Here is an 823-nt window from a genome sequence, read left to right on the forward strand (position 1 = left end):
TGGCCCAGCCAACGACCATGCGGGTGCAGAGGTCGATGACGGTGGCCAGGTAGAGCCAGCCCTCTCCGGTACGCAGGTAGGTGATGTCCCCGACGAGCTTCGTGCCGGGGACCTCCGAGGTGAAGTCCCGGCCGATGAGGTCCGCGAAGACCTTGTCCGGGTCCGAGGGGATGGTCGTGCGTTTGAACGCGCGCATCCGCTTGGCCGCCCAGCCGTTCTCGGCCATGATGGCAGCGACCGTGCCCACGGAAACCTCCACGCCCGTGGCGGCGAGTTTGGTGTGGACCATCCGGTGGCCGAAGATCCCGTCCGAGGAATCGAACATCGCCTTCACCAGTCCGGTCAGCTCCCGGTGCCGGGCAGACGTCGCTGATTCCTTCTGCTCCAGCCACCGGTAGTACGAGGCCCGTGGAACGCCCAGCCGGGCGCACATCCAGGCCACCGGGAATTCGGCGTTCTTCTCCTGAACAAGCCGGTAGAGGTCCTCTACCGTTGTTCTTTGGCGAAGAACGCCGACACTTTTTTCAGGAAATCATTTTCCCTTTCCAGCTCCCGCAACCGGGCCTCCAACGCCTTGTATTTCGCGGGATCAACCGGATCATCCGGCCTGACGCCGGTGCCGGACTCTCCTTCCCGATGCAGCTGCACCCAGCGCTTCAGGGCGGTCACGGAAATCCCTAACTCGGGGGCAACTGAGGCGGGCGAACGGCCGGAGGAAATGACAAGATTCACGGCATCGGCCTTGAACTCATCGGAATAGGTAGGACGGGAAGACATGGGCACAATCCTTTCAAACTGTGTCTCACATCAGTAGTACACCTCA

At 62.2% G+C, this 823-nt stretch carries 2 protein-coding genes; both read right to left on the reverse strand.

The genetic code is table 11. The features are described 5' to 3' along the window. Nucleotides 1–433, reverse strand: a 433-nt coding sequence (locus QK287_RS18410) for an IS3 family transposase (protein WP_282361136.1), incomplete at its 3' end; no start/stop codon positions are given. A 53-nt stretch (nucleotides 434–486) separates the two neighbouring features. Then, nucleotides 487–777, reverse strand: a complete 291-nt coding sequence (locus tag QK287_RS18415) for a transposase (RefSeq protein ID WP_226776254.1) — start codon at nucleotides 775–777, stop codon at nucleotides 487–489. Between the last annotated feature and the right edge of the window lie 46 nt (nucleotides 778–823).

The sequence above is a fragment of the Arthrobacter sp. AL05 genome, from assembly GCF_029960715.1.
Taxonomy (GTDB): domain Bacteria; phylum Actinomycetota; class Actinomycetes; order Actinomycetales; family Micrococcaceae; genus Arthrobacter.

What these genes read in the sequence shown, in the direction of transcription:
- QK287_RS18415 (WP_226776254.1), bottom strand. Translation starts at nt 777, where the DNA reads ATGTCTTCCCGTCCTACCTATTCCGATGAGTTCAAGGCCGATGCCGTG.